Here is a 13,031-nt window from a genome sequence, read left to right as displayed (position 1 = left end):
TGCGGGGGATGAAAGGGCTGCGTACATGACGACGACCATAGCGGCGCGGATGATCTGCTCGTCACACTCGGGCCGGACCGGCGATCGCCGTCACCAATTTGGACACAGAGTGTCACGAGTCGCACTCCAAGATCGATGTAATCCAAAGTTGTTGTTTCGCAAGATTTTACATGATGATTTCCGCCACGCGGACTGACACTGGGTGCCACCACCTTTCGTGAGAGCCACTCCGCCGCCATCTCTACGGTATCCCCGTTCGCCGCCGCATCAGTACCGTTCGCCGCCCCCGGAGAACCGTTCACCGCCGCCGTGACGGAACGTCGTCGGGCACGATTGCAGCATGACGAACTCCACCGACCTGTTGCGCGACGATGCCGAGCACCTTCTCCGCGAGCTGGCAGGCCCCGATGCCCGGCTCCGCGACGACCAATGGGTCGCGATCGAGGCGCTCGTGGTGCACCGTCGCCGCGCCCTCGTCGTCCAGCGCACGGGCTGGGGGAAGTCGGCCGTCTACTTCATCTCTGCCAAGCTGCTGCGGCGGCAGGGCCGCGGCCCCACGGTGATCGTCTCGCCGCTGCTCGCCCTGATGCGCAACCAGGTCGCGGCCGCCGAGCGGGCCGGCGTCCACGCCGCGACCATCAACTCCGGCAACGTGACGGAATGGGCGGCGATCCACGAGCGGATCGCAGCGGGCGAGGTCGACGTCCTCCTTGTCAGCCCCGAACGCCTCAACAACCCCGACTTCCGCGACCAGGTGTTGCCCTCCCTCGCCCGCGACGCCGGACTGGTGGTCGTCGACGAGGCGCACTGCGTGTCGGACTGGGGTCACGACTTCCGGCCCGACTACCGCCGCATCCGCACCCTCGTCGCCGAACTCGGCGACGACATCCCGGTCCTGGCGACGACCGCGACCGCCAACGACCGGGTGGTCGCCGACATCGCCGCCCAACTCGGTGTCGGCGGAAGCAGCGACCTCGGTGGACGCAACGATGCCGGCTCCGGCGGCACGCTCGTACTGCGCGGCGGCCTCGACCGTCCGTCGCTGCACCTGTCGGTGGTGCGGATCGACGAACCGGCACGACGCGCGGCGTGGCTCGCGCAACATCTGAAGGATCTGCCGGGCTCGGGCATCGTGTACGCGCTGACGGTCTCCGCCGCCCGCGACCTCGCGGCGCTGCTCACCGACCACGGCTATGCAGTGGCGGCCTACACCGGTCAGACCGAACCGACCGAGCGTGAACAGCTCGAGGCCGATCTCCTCGACAACAAGGTCAAGGCGCTCGTCGCGACCTCGGCGCTCGGCATGGGCTTCGACAAGCCCGACCTCGGCTTCGTGGTGCACCTCGGCGCTCCCTCGTCCCCGATCTCCTACTACCAGCAGGTCGGGCGTGCGGGTCGCTCCACCGAGCGCGCCGAGGTGGTTCTGCTCCCCGGCCCGGAGGACCGCCGGATCTGGCAGTGGTTCGCCTCGGTCGCCTTCCCGGACGAGGCGCTCGTACGACGCGTGATCGCAGCGCTCGATACCGAACGGCCGGTATCGACACCCGCGCTCGAACCGCGGGTCGACCTCACGCGCTCCCGCCTGGAGATGGTCCTCAAGGTCCTCGACGTCGACGGAGCGGTGAAAAGGGTCAAGGGCGGCTGGATCGCCACCGGGCAGCCCTGGACGTACGACGAGGAGCGCTACGGGCGCCTCGAGGAGGCCCGCGCCGCGGAACAGGAGGCGATGCTCGAATACGAGCGCACCACCGAATGCCGCATGGTCTTCCTTCGCCGTCAGCTCGACGATCCCGATCTCGCCGCCGGGGGCCCCGGCTCCGATCACACCGCCGGGGGTCCCGGCTCCGATCACACCGCCGGGGGTCCCGGCTCCGATCACACCGCCGGGGGTCCCGGCTGCGGCCGGTGCGACAACTGCATCGGGTCCCGGTGGGAGACGTCCGTCGGCGACGACGAGGTCGCCCGGACCCGTGCCCGCCTCGAACGCCCCGGTGTGGATCTGCCGCCGCGTCGGCAGTGGCCCACGGGGATGTCGACCCTCGGGATCCCGCTGTCGGGCCGGATCACGGACGGTCCGCGCCCCGGGCGCGTGCTGGGCCGGCTGTCGGATCTGGGATGGGGACCGCGACTGCGCGAACTGCTCGACGGACCGGACCGCGAAGCGCCGAAGGCGGTGGTCGACGCGTCGATCGCGGTGCTCGCGGCGTGGGACTGGGAGGAGCGGCCCACCGCCGTCATGGCCATGGACTCCCCCACACATCCCTTGCTCGTCGAGTCACTCGCGTCCCGATTGGCACAAATCGGACGATTACGAGATCTAGGTGTATTGCGACGCCGAAGCGGGAATACGGAGCCGACGGCAGCGAACTCGGCATATCGGGTCGCCGCACTGGTCGACGCGTGGGAGCGACCCGACAATGTCGGGTCGAGTGGTCCGATCCTTCTCGTCGATGCGGTGACCGACACCGGCTGGACGTTCACGATGGCGGCGAGAACTCTCGTCGCCGCGGGAGCCGACGCGGTGTTGCCGTACGCACTCGCGAGCCCGAAGTAATCGCCACGAGGAGGACCGACGTAACATGTTTGTGACCGGCATCACAACATGCGCTCGACCTGCACGGACCACAGGGTTCCGATCCCGATTCCGGACACGGGCGTGATCTCGACACCGGAAGTTGTTAGGTTGAAAGGACATATGAGGCCCGTCAAGGAAAGAAGTACCCCGACCCCCGACTCGGCTGAATCGAATACCGCGACCACATCTTCGGACGTGGCCGCAACCGAGTCCGGTAGTGAGCCGGCTGCAATCGAATTCCGGCGTCCGCGTATCGCCGACGGTAGACGACTCTGGCAGATCGCGCGTGATTCGCAGGTTCTCGACGTCAATTCCGGTTACGCATATGTGCTGTGGTGTCGCGATTTCGCCGACACATCGGTCGTCGCAACGGACGACACCGATCGCCCCGTGGGATTCGTGACCGGCTACCGCCGCCCCGAGTCCCCGAACACCCTGTTCGTCTGGCAGGTGGCAGTCGACGCAGACCAGCGTGGACGTGGAGTGGCCGGCCGTATGCTCGACGCTCTGCTCGACCGACTCGAGCCGCTCGGCGTGACCCGTCTGGAAACGACGGTGAGTCCCGACAACGAAGCGTCGATCGCAATGTTCACCGCTCTCGCGCGTCGCCGCGGAACGCATATCACTCGCACCGAGTTGTTCGCGCCCGACGATTTCCCTGATTCACATCTGGCCGAGGATCTCTACACCATCGGCGAATGATCGCAGCGCATGTGCGCGCGACATCTCATAATTCTCGAATAATCACAGGAGGACCACGACATGACCATCCTGGAAAACAAGCCCGAGACCACCGGTAAGCCCGATACCTCGATTTTCTCGCACCTCGAATCCGAGGTTCGGAGTTACAGCCGCGGCTGGCCCGCCGTTTTCGACAAGGCATCGGGATCCTGGCTGCGCAGCGAGGACGGCAAGGACTACCTCGACTTCTTCGCCGGCGCCGGAGCCCTGAACTACGGCCACAACAACCCGGTGCTCAAGTCGGCCCTGGTCGACTACATCATGAGCGACGGCGTCACCCACGGCCTCGACATGTACACCGTCGCCAAGCGCAAGTTGCTCGAGACCTTCGAGTCGCACGTGCTCGCGCCGCGTGGCCTGGACTACAAGGTCCAGTTCCCCGGCCCGACCGGCACGAACGCCGTCGAGGCGGCTCTGAAGCTCGCCCGTAAGGTGACCGGTCGCGAGTCGATCATCAACTTCACCAACGCTTTCCACGGCATGACCCTGGGTGCGCTGTCGGTGACCGGCAACTCGATGAAGCGCGCCGGCGCGGGTGTGCCTCTCGTCCACGCGACGCCGATGCCGTTCGACAACTACTTCAACGGTGTCACCGAGGACTTCCAGTGGTTCTCGCGCGTCCTCGACGACGCGGGCAGCGGCCTGAACCGTCCGGCCGCGGTCATCGTCGAGACCGTGCAGGGTGAAGGCGGCGTGAATGTTGCTCGCCCCGAGTGGCTTCGTGCTCTGGCCGACCTGTGCAAGGAACGCGACATCCTGCTGATCGTCGACGACGTGCAGATGGGCTGCGGCCGCACCGGCCCGTTCTTCTCGTTCGAGATCGCCGGCATCACGCCCGACATCGTGACCCTGTCGAAGTCGATCGGCGGATACGGAATGCCGCTGGCGCTCACCCTGTTCAAGCGTGAGCTCGACGTGTGGGGTCCGGGCGAGCACAACGGCACCTTCCGCGGCAACAACCCGGCCTTCGTGACGGCGGCTGCCGCCCTCGAGCACTACTGGGCCGACGACAAGCTCGAGCGCGACACCCTGCGCAAGGGCGAGCGCATCCGCCAGACCTTCATGAACCTGTCGGACATGTTCGACGGCGTCTCGACCCGCGGCCGCGGCCTGGTCCAGGGCCTGGTCTTCGACAAGGCGGAGGACGCCGACAAGGTCTGCGCCCTGGCCTTCGAAGAGGGTCTGCTCGCCGAGACCTCCGGTCCGTCGGACGAGGTCGTCAAGCTGCTGCCGCCGCTGACCATCACCGACGACGAACTCGAGTTCGGGCTGAACATTTTGGCGGAAGCGACCGCCAAGGTCCGTTCCTGAGCGGTCCCCGCTCCGCCCGTTCCGAACCCACTTGCAGAAGAAGGACTTTCGACACCCATGATCGTTCGTACGACAGAAGAGATCACCGGCACCGAGCGCGACGTCGTCTCGGAGGACGGCCAGTGGCGCAGCAAGCGCATCGTCCTCGCCGGCGACAAGGTGGGCTTCTCGTTCCACGAGACCACCATCGAGCCCGGCACCGTCAACGAGTTCCACTACGCCAACCACGTCGAGGCCGTGTGGCTCGTCGAGGGCACCGGCAAGCTGCAGGACCTCGACAACGACGTGGAGTACGACCTCGCTCCGGGCACGATGTACCTGCTCAACGGACACGAGCGTCACCGCGTGCTCCCCGACACGCGCATGCGCATGCTGTGCGTCTTCAATCCCCCGGTCACCGGCCGTGAGGTGCACGACGAGAACGGTGTGTACCCGTTGATCGTCGAACCCGCCTGAGTGCGGTAACCACGTGACCGATGCGGGGCGGACGCTTAGAGTCGAGACCATGACTCCCGAGCGTGCGCCCCGCATCGCTGTCGGCCCCGAGCGCGACCCCCGTTTCGAACGGGCGGTCACGGGCGGGGGCGGCGTGCCCTGCGGACTCGAGGACACCCCCGACGCGCTCGTCTGGACGGCCGGGCCGCAGGACTTCCCCGAGGTCCTCCCCGCCTCCGTCCGCTGGGTACAGCTACCGTCCGCCGGTGTCGAGTACTGGCTGTCGCAGGGCGTCGTCAAGGCCCACCCTCGCGTCACCTGGACGTCGGCGGCCGCGGCGTACTCCACGACCGTCGCCGAACACGCGCTCCTGCTCCTGCTCGCCGGGGTCCGGGCCCTGCCGGCCCATCTGGCGGCCACCTCGTGGACACCCGAGAGTCTCGCGCCGGTCGTCGGCACCCTCCGCGGCGCGACGGTCGGGATCATCGGCGCCGGCGGTGTCGGCCGGGCGCTGATCCCGATGCTGGCCGCGCTGGGGGCGCGCGCACTCGCCGTCACCCGCAGCGGCCGTCCCGTGCCGGGGGCCATCGAGACGTTCCCCGTCGAACGCATCGACGAGATATGGCCTCTGGCAGATCATTTCGTCATCTCCGCGACAGCCACCCTCGACGTCGAGCAGCTCGTCGGTGCAACCGAGCTCGCAGCGATGAAATCCACGGCGTGGGTCGTCAACGTCGCCCGGGGCGATCTCGTCGACACCGACGCCCTCGTCGCCGCTCTCCGATCCGGCGCGATCGGTGGCGCGGGGCTCGACGTCACCGATCCCGAACCGCTCCCCGACGATCATCCGTTGTGGACGCTCCCCAACGCCGTGATCACCCCCCACGACGCCAATCCACCCCCGCTGCGCATCCCGGCCTATCTCGAGCACGTGACCGAGAACGTCACACGGTTCGCGTCCGGCCTCGTGCCGATCGGGGTCGTCGATCCCAGCGCCGGCTACTAGGCCACGTCTACCGGGTCACCGTTACCGGGCCCCAGGGCTCACTCGGACGCCTTCTCCTGCTTCTCGTCGCGTTCCGCCCATTCCAGGAGCGGATCGAGGGAGAAGACCGCCTCGTCGATGCCCGCGTGCAGGTCGCCGAGTTCTTCGAACCGCTTGGGCACGGTCCGGATCGTGAAATCCCGTGGTTCGAGATCGTCGATCTCGTCCCACCGCACCGGAGTGGAGACCGTCGCCTCCGGCACACCGCGGACCGAATAGGCACTGGCGATCGTGTGGTCGCGCGAGTTCTGGTTGTAGTCGACGAAGACCGCCGACGGGTCGCGTTCCTTGCGCCACCACGCCGTCGTCACGTCGCCGGGCGCGCGTCGCTCCACCTCCCGTGCGAAAGCCCATGCGGCCCTTCGGACGTCGTCGAACTCCCATTCCGGCGCGATCCGGACGTAGACATGCAGGCCGTCGCCTCCCGAGGTCTTCGGCCAACCCACGGCACCGAGTTCGTCGAGCACCTCGTGCGCCACCGACGCCACGCGCCGCACCCGATCGAAATCGCAGTCGGGCATCGGGTCGAGGTCGATCCGCCACTCGTCGGGCCGCTCCACGTCGCTGCGCCGAGAGTTCCACGGATGGAACTCCACGGTGGACATCTGCACGGCCCACACGACGTCCGCGAGGCGGGTCACGCACAGTTCGTCGGCGTCGCGGTCGTAGCGCGGGAAGTGCACCCGCACGGTCTCGACCCAGTCCGGAGCCCCGCGCGGCAGCCGCTTCTGGTGCACCTTCTGCCCTTCGAGACCGTCGGGGAACCGGTGCAGCATGCAGGGCCGCTCACGGAGTGCCCGGACGATCCCCTCCCCCACGCTCAGGTAGTAGTTCGCGAGATCGAGCTTGGTCGCCCCGATCTCGGGGAAGTACACACGATCGGGATGCGTGATGCGCACCGTGCGACCGTCCACGTCGAGTTCGACTGCATCGGCGTCCTTGCTCATCCGCCTCTCCCGTCCCTCCCCCTCGTGCACACGTCCTGTGCACCATCCTGGCCTCTCGATTCCCACCGGCGTGCGGAAATACACCCCGACGCACGATTTCCTCCGCGTGGCACGTCCGGGCGCTAACGTCGAAGCGATGCTGCTGCACTCGGTTGTCGACACCTCCGTTGCCGTCGCCGCCACACGGTCACGACGCACCAAGATCGATCTGCTGCGGGAATTGCTCGGGCGCGCCGAACCTCACGAGGTCGAAGCGGTGGTCTCATGGTTGTCCGGAGAGATGACCCAGGGCCGCGTGGGTGTCGGCTTCCGCACCCTTGCCGGCCTCTCCGCGCCGGTCGCCGACGATCCGACGCTCTCCGTCGACGAGGTGTCCGGCTTCCTCGACCGCCTCGCCGGCATCGCCGGTTCCGGGTCCACCGCCGCGCGGCAGCAACTGCTCCTGGAGCTGTTCGGCCGGGCCACCGAGTCCGAGCAGCGTTTCCTCGTCGCGCTCCTCGGTGGTGAGCTGCGGCAGGGTGCGCTCGAAGGGGTGATGACCGATGCGGTCGCAGCGGCAGCCGGTCTCCCCGTCGAACCGGTCCGCCGGGCGGTGATGCTCTCGGGCCGACTCGCGCAGGCCGCGGCGGCGGCCTTCGACGGGGGCGTCGACGCGCTCGCGGAATTCGGCCTGGAACTCGGCCGACCGGTCCGGCCGATGCTGGCCTCGCCCGCCGAGTCGCTCGAGGCGGCACTCACCGAGTTCGACGGGGCCGTGAGCGTGGAATACAAACTCGACGGTGCACGCATCCAGGTGCACCGCCACGAGGACGCCGTGTGGATCTTCACTCGCACGCTGCGCGACATCACCGCATCGGTCCCCGAACTGGTCGAACTCGTCCGGGCACTGCCGTGCCGCAGTGTCGTACTCGACGGCGAGACACTCGCGCTCACCGATGCCGGCCGTCCCCGACCGTTCCAGGAGACCATGAGCCGGTTCGGTGCCCGCTCCGAACGCGAACTGCTCCTCCACCCGTACTTCTTCGACTGCCTGCACCTCGACGGCGCCGACCTGCTCGACGAGCCACTGTCGGTGCGTCTCGACCAGCTCGCCCGTGTCGCGGGTGAGCACCGTATCCCCGCGCTCGTCGCTCCGGACGCCGACAGCGCCGAGGCACATCTCGGTGACTCGCTCGGCAACGGTCACGAGGGCGTCATGGTGAAGTCGCTCACGTCGACCTACACCGCCGGACGCCGGGGCCGAGCCTGGCAGAAGGTCAAACCCGAGCACACCCTGGATCTCGTGGTGCTCGCCGCCGAGTGGGGTTACGGGCGCCGCACCGGCTTCCTGTCCAATCTGCACCTCGGTGCCCGCGACCCGGACGGTGGTCCGCCGATCATGGTCGGGAAGACGTTCAAGGGACTCACCGACGCGCTGCTGCAGTGGCAGACAGAGGAATTCCCGCGCCACGAGACGCATCGCGACGAGCACACCGTCCACCTGCGACCCGCGATCGTCGTCGAGATCGAACTCGACGGAGTGCAGACCAGCAGCCGCTATCCGGGCGGGGTGGCGCTGCGCTTCGCACGGGTGCTGCGGTACCGGCCCGACAAGTCGGCCGCCGACGCCGACACCATCGATGCGGTCCGCGCGCTCCTGCCCGCAGCGCCGGTTCCCGGAAGCGGCCTACCGTAGATGGAGTGATCGACGTTCCACTCCGTTCCGACGACCTGCCCACTCTCCTGCACGGCCGTCGGATCGCTGTTCTCACCGGCGCCGGGCTGTCGACGGACTCCGGTATCCCCGACTATCGCGGACCGGACTCGCCGCCCCGCAACCCGATGACCTACCAGCAGTTCGTCGGCGACGCGGAGTTCCGGCAACGCTACTGGGCGCGCAACCACGTCGGCTGGAAGCACATGGACGCCGCCCGCCCGAATGCCGGGCACCGGGCGCTCGCGGCCCTCGAACGCGCCGGTTCCGTCGTCGGCGTGATCACCCAGAACGTCGACCTGCTGCACACGAAGGCCGGCAGCCGGCGGGTCGTCGACCTGCACGGCACCTACGCGCAGGTCCGATGCCTGTCGTGCGAACACCGCATCTCGCGGTTCACGCTGCACGAGCGGCTGTGCGCGGCCAATCCGGGATTCGACGACCGGATGCGCGCGACGACCGGTCTCGAGGTCGCCCCCGACGCGGACGCGGTGGTCACCGACACCGAGGACTTCGTCGTAGTGGACTGCGAGCGCTGCGGCGGGATGCTCAAACCCGACATCGTGTACTTCGGGGAGACGGTGCCGCGCCCGCGCGTCGATCTCGCATTCTCGGTGGTGGACGGTGCCGACGCCCTGCTGGTCGCCGGGAGTTCGCTGACGGTGCAGTCGGGGCTGCGTTTCGTGCGTCGCGCCGCGCAGCGGAACATCCCGGTGGTGGTGGTCAATCGCGGCCCCACCCGCGGGGATGCGCTGGCGACCCTCAAGCTCGAAGCGGGTACCTCGGAGACCCTCGCCTTCCTGGCCGACGCGGTGACCGCACCGACTTCGTGAGGTTCTCAGACCACCCGGACGAGATCGTCGGCGTGCACGACGGGTCGCTGGAGATCCGGCGGCAGCTGCCTGGTCGAGAAGCCGATCATGAAATCGAGTTCGGACGCGTCGTAGGCCACCACACCGCGCGCAACCGTGCGGCCGTCGGGCGCGACGATGCCCACGACGTCGCCGGCGTGGAAACCGCCACTGGTGCCGGTGATTCCGGCGGCGAGCAGCGAGCGTCGCCGCTCCATCACGGCGCGCACGGCACCCTCGTCGAGATACAGCGAACCGTGGACGTCGGCAGCATGCCGCACCCAGAAACGCCGCGCCGACAGACGCTGCGGACGGGCCGCGAAGGCCGTGCCGACGTCGGCGGCGCCCAGCGCGCGATCGGCCTGGGCGGCCGCGGCGAGCAGCACCGGCACGCCGGAGTCCGCCGCGAGACGGGCCGCGGACAGTTTCGACGCCATGCCACCGGTGCCCAGCGCGCCGCCCGAGCCGGCGACCACGCCGTCGAGATCCTCGGGGGTGCGGACCTCGGGGATGAGGTTCGCGGAGCCCTTGCGGGGATCCCCGTCGTACAGGCCGTCGACGTCGGACAGCAGGATCAGCGCGTCGGCGCCGATGAGATGCGCGACGAGGGCGGCGAGCCGGTCGTTGTCGCCGAAGCGCAGTTCGACGGTCGCGACGGTGTCGTTCTCGTTGACCACCGGGACCGCCCCGAGCGAACGCAGCCGGTCGAGGGTGCGTTGCGCGTTGCGATGCTGAATGCGCCGGCCGATGTCGTCGGCGGTGAGCAGCACCTGGCCCACGGTGCGGTCGTAGCGGGCGAAGGAGGTGCCCCAGGCGTGAGCGAGGGTGAGCTGCCCGACGCTGGCCGCAGCCTGCTTCGTCGCGAGATCACGCGGCCGACTCGTGAGACCGAGCGGTGCGAGCCCGGCACCGACCGCACCCGAGGAGACCACGACGACACTCGAACCCGTGCGGATCCGGGCCTCGATGGCATCGACGAGACGATCGAGCCGGCCACGGTCGAGCCCACCCACCAGGCTCGTGATCGCCGACGAGCCGATCTTGACCACTACGCTGCGGGCGTGGGAGACGACCTCCCGGGTGTCGCTCATGTTCTCCTCGGTACGCTTCGGGCTTCCTGAACGGTGGGAACGCGGGGCCGGTTACTCGAACTCGTCGTCGGTGGCCAGACCGCGGCGCACCTTCTTGGCGTGGCGACGTTCGGCGGCGCCGACGCGGTCGACCTGGTCGAGGCGGGCGTCGGTGCCGCGACCGGTGGGCACGACGTCCACGCCGGCCTGCGTCTGCGGTTCCCACTCGAAGCCGACCTCGCCGATGGTGACCCAGCATCCGGGTTCCGCGCCGAGCTTGACGAGCTTGTCCTCGACGCCGAGACGTGCGAGGCGGTCGGCGAGGTAACCGACGGCCTCGTCGTTGTCGAAGGCCGTCTGGCGCACCCACCGCTCGGGACGGGTGCCCCGCACGATGAATCCGCCGGGCACCTCGGGATCGCGGACCACGGTGAAGGCCTCCTCGTCGCGGGCGACGGGACGGATCACCGGGCGGGTCGGCGCGGCCGGCGGATGTGCCTCGCGGTATTCGTCGACCATCTTCGCGAGCGCGAACGTCAGCGGACGCAGGCCGTCGCGGCTCACGGCCGAGATCGTGAAGACCGGCCAGCCGCGGGCCTCGAGTTCGGGGGTGACGAACTCGGCGAGTTCCTTCGCGTCGGGCACGTCGGCCTTGTTGAGGATCACGATGCGGGGGCGCTCGGCGAGGTCGCCGAGTCCGCTGTCGCCCGACAACGCGGGCTGGTAGGCGGCGAGTTCGGCCTCGAGCGCGTCGATGTCGGAGATCGGGTCGCGGCCGGGTTCGAGGGTCGCGCAGTCGACGACGTGCGCGAGCACGGCGCAGCGCTCGAGATGACGGAGGAAGTCGAGGCCGAGACCGCGGCCCTCACTGGCGCCGGGGATCAGGCCGGGCACGTCGGCGACGGTGAAGGTCGTGTCGCCCGACTGCACCACACCGAGATTCGGCACGAGGGTGGTGAACGGGTAGTCGGCGATCTTCGGCTTCGCGGCCGAGAGCACCGACACGAGCGACGACTTGCCGGCCGAGGGGAAGCCCACGAGACCGACGTCGGCGACGGACTTCAGTTCGAGGACGAGATCGAGTTCCTCACCCTCCTCACCGAGGAGCGCGAAACCGGGGGCCTTGCGTGCCTTCGACGCGAGTGCGGCATTGCCGAGACCACCGCGACCGCCGTGCGCGGCGACGAAACGCGTGCCGGTGCCCACGAGGTCGGCGAGGATGCGGCCGTCGCGGTCGAGCACGACGGTGCCGTCGGGAACCTTCAGGACGAGGTCGCCGCCGTTGGCACCGTTGCGATGGCCGCCGGCGCCCTGGGCACCGTTGGTCGCCTTGGCGTGCTGGTGGAAGTGGAAGTCGAGCAGGGTGTGGACGTTGCGGTCGACTTCGAGGACGACGTCGCCGCCGTTTCCTCCGTTACCGCCGTCGGGGCCGCCGAGCGGCTTGAACTTCTCGCGGTGGACGGAGGCGCAGCCGTTGCCGCCCTTACCGGCGCTGACGTGCAGCACCACCCGGTCGATGAAGCGGGACATGGGTGGACCTTCTCTCGTCCGAAAAAACAAACCTGGTGATCAACGCAACAAGGGCGGGTCAGGGTGTGCGACCCTGGCCCGCCCCTATTGGGAGTATGTCGCGGGAGCTGGTCCCGCGGTGTCCGTTACCGGACGGCAGATCAGGCGTCTGCCGCAGCCGGAACGATGTTGACGGTCTTGCGACCGCGCTTGGTACCGAACTCGACGGCACCGGCCGCGAGGGCGAACAGCGTGTCGTCGCCGCCGCGTCCCACGTTCACGCCGGGGTGGAAGTGGGTGCCGCGCTGGCGCACGATGATCTCGCCGGCGTTGACGGCCTGGCCACCGAAGCGCTTGACGCCGAGTCGCTGTGCGTTCGAATCGCGACCGTTACGGGAGCTGGATGCGCCCTTCTTGTGTGCCATGACGAACCCTCCTGGGGTTGAAGCTCGAAGCTCGGTTTACTTGATGCCGGTGACCTTGACGACCGTCAGCTTCTGACGGTGGCCCTGGCGCTTGTGGTACCCGGTCTTGTTCTTGAACTTGTGGATGCGGATCTTCGGGCCCTTGGTGTGCTCGACGATCTCGCCGGTGACCGAGACCTTGGCCAGCTTGTCGGCGTCGGTGGTCAGTTCGGATCCGTCGACGACGAGGACCGGGGCAAGCGAGACAGCAGCGCCGGGCTCACCCTCGATCTTCTCGACCTTGACGAGGTCGCCTTCAGCGACCTTGTACTGCTTACCGCCGGTCTTGACGATCGCGTACGTTGCCATCGGACGGCTACCCCTTGCTTCTTCGAACGTGCTCGCGCCACAGTGCTGCGGACGCGACTGGTCTGGTGTGGTTGCTGACTC

The 13,031-nt window shown here is 68.5% G+C and carries 12 protein-coding genes; 7 read left to right on the top strand and 5 right to left on the bottom strand.

All coding sequences use genetic code 11. From position 1 onward, the window contains the following. Window positions 1-340 precede the first annotated feature (340 nt). From ACNJ7K_RS21090 to ACNJ7K_RS21070, 5 genes are all read left to right on the top strand, one after another. A complete protein-coding gene (locus ACNJ7K_RS21090; RefSeq protein ID WP_487042147.1) occupies window positions 341-2,554 on the top strand; it encodes a RecQ family ATP-dependent DNA helicase in 2,214 nt (737 codons plus the stop codon). A 216-nt stretch (window positions 2,555-2,770) separates the two neighbouring features. Continuing rightward, complete coding sequence (ectA, locus tag ACNJ7K_RS21085; RefSeq protein ID WP_487042146.1) at window positions 2,771-3,277, top strand: diaminobutyrate acetyltransferase; 507 nt, start codon at window positions 2,771-2,773, stop codon at window positions 3,275-3,277. Between the two features lie 60 nt (window positions 3,278-3,337). Continuing rightward, complete coding sequence (gene ectB, locus ACNJ7K_RS21080) at window positions 3,338-4,627, top strand: diaminobutyrate--2-oxoglutarate transaminase (RefSeq protein ID WP_120282224.1); 1,290 nt, start codon at window positions 3,338-3,340, stop codon at window positions 4,625-4,627. A 57-nt stretch (window positions 4,628-4,684) separates the two neighbouring features. Beyond that, a complete protein-coding gene (locus tag ACNJ7K_RS21075) occupies window positions 4,685-5,083 on the top strand; it encodes an ectoine synthase (RefSeq protein WP_120282223.1) in 399 nt (132 codons plus the stop codon). A gap of 49 nt (window positions 5,084-5,132) precedes the next feature. Then, window positions 5,133-6,068 carry a D-isomer specific 2-hydroxyacid dehydrogenase family protein gene (locus tag ACNJ7K_RS21070; RefSeq protein ID WP_060651095.1) on the top strand — a complete coding sequence of 312 codons (936 nt, stop codon included), beginning with the start codon at window positions 5,133-5,135 and terminating at the stop codon, window positions 6,066-6,068. 38 nt (window positions 6,069-6,106) lie between these two features. Here the strand turns inward: ACNJ7K_RS21070 and ligD are convergent, their stop codons facing one another. Next, window positions 6,107-7,054 (bottom strand): non-homologous end-joining DNA ligase, encoded by a 948-nt coding sequence (gene ligD / locus ACNJ7K_RS21065; RefSeq protein WP_455409254.1) that lies wholly within the window; start codon window positions 7,052-7,054, stop codon window positions 6,107-6,109. A 136-nt stretch (window positions 7,055-7,190) separates the two neighbouring features. Here ligD and ACNJ7K_RS21060 point away from each other — a divergent pair, with 136 nt between their 5' ends. Both ACNJ7K_RS21060 and ACNJ7K_RS21055 read left to right on the top strand, forming a co-directional pair. Beyond that, entirely contained in the window at window positions 7,191-8,729 is a 1,539-nt protein-coding gene (locus ACNJ7K_RS21060; protein ID WP_487042145.1) for an ATP-dependent DNA ligase, read from the top strand. Between the two features lie 5 nt (window positions 8,730-8,734). Continuing rightward, window positions 8,735-9,580 (top strand): NAD-dependent protein deacetylase, encoded by an 846-nt coding sequence (locus ACNJ7K_RS21055; protein WP_230787598.1) that lies wholly within the window; start codon window positions 8,735-8,737, stop codon window positions 9,578-9,580. 5 nt (window positions 9,581-9,585) lie between these two features. Here the strand turns inward: ACNJ7K_RS21055 and proB are convergent, their stop codons facing one another. From proB to rplU, 4 genes are all read right to left on the bottom strand, one after another. Then, window positions 9,586-10,689, bottom strand: a complete 1,104-nt coding sequence (proB, locus tag ACNJ7K_RS21050) for a glutamate 5-kinase (protein ID WP_159418610.1) — start codon at window positions 10,687-10,689, stop codon at window positions 9,586-9,588. 51 nt (window positions 10,690-10,740) lie between these two features. Continuing rightward, window positions 10,741-12,198, bottom strand: coding sequence for a GTPase ObgE (obgE, locus tag ACNJ7K_RS21045; protein WP_016691889.1), 1,458 nt, complete (start codon window positions 12,196-12,198; stop codon window positions 10,741-10,743). 140 nt (window positions 12,199-12,338) lie between these two features. Further along, window positions 12,339-12,602 (bottom strand): 50S ribosomal protein L27, encoded by a 264-nt coding sequence (gene rpmA / locus ACNJ7K_RS21040; protein ID WP_006551184.1) that lies wholly within the window; start codon window positions 12,600-12,602, stop codon window positions 12,339-12,341. A 36-nt stretch (window positions 12,603-12,638) separates the two neighbouring features. Beyond that, window positions 12,639-12,950 carry a 50S ribosomal protein L21 gene (gene rplU / locus ACNJ7K_RS21035; RefSeq protein WP_006551183.1) on the bottom strand — a complete coding sequence of 104 codons (312 nt, stop codon included), beginning with the start codon at window positions 12,948-12,950 and terminating at the stop codon, window positions 12,639-12,641. Between the last annotated feature and the right edge of the window lie 81 nt (window positions 12,951-13,031).

The sequence above is a fragment of the Rhodococcus shunpengi genome, assembly GCF_048381395.1.
Taxonomy (GTDB): domain Bacteria; phylum Actinomycetota; class Actinomycetes; order Mycobacteriales; family Mycobacteriaceae; genus Rhodococcus.
Note: the sequence above shows the minus strand (reverse complement) of the source record. Positions and strands in the feature narration are given on the sequence as shown.